This window comes from Domibacillus sp. PGB-M46, assembly GCF_022668875.1.
Taxonomy (GTDB): Bacteria; Bacillota; Bacilli; order Bacillales; family Domibacillaceae; genus Domibacillus.
Window position 1 is genome coordinate 1 of record NZ_JAKGCR010000093.1, and the last position, 276, is coordinate 276.

Annotated in this window: 3 tRNA genes; all 3 read left to right on the plus strand. The window is 52.2% G+C overall.

The window, feature by feature from the left end:
• The 3 genes from L2D08_RS23745 to L2D08_RS23755 all read left to right on the plus strand — a co-directional run bounded on the left by L2D08_RS23745 (position 1) and on the right by L2D08_RS23755 (position 273).
• Positions 1 to 75, plus strand: a tRNA-Asn gene (locus tag L2D08_RS23745).
• A gap of 15 nt (positions 76 to 90) precedes the next feature.
• Positions 91 to 163: transfer RNA gene (locus L2D08_RS23750), tRNA-Thr, on the plus strand.
• A 35-nt stretch (positions 164 to 198) separates the two neighbouring features.
• Positions 199 to 273, plus strand: a tRNA-Glu gene (locus tag L2D08_RS23755).
• Positions 274 to 276 lie beyond the last annotated feature (3 nt).

Consider the following 276-nt stretch of genomic DNA (forward strand, 5'->3'; position numbering starts at 1 on the left):
TCCGCAGTAGCTCAGTGGTAGAGCAATCGGCTGTTAACCGATCGGTCGCAAGTTCGAGTCTTGCCTGCGGAGCCATTGCTTTATTGCTTTGCTTCCATAGCTCAGCAGGTAGAGTGCTTCCATGGTAAGGAAGAGGTCACCGGTTCGAGCCCGGTTGGAAGCTTACTTCTGTAAGCCACTTATAAAGTTTAATAGACAGGCCCCTTGGTCAAGCGGTTAAGACACCGCCCTTTCACGGCGGTAACACGGGTTCGAATCCCGTAGGGGTCACCATTT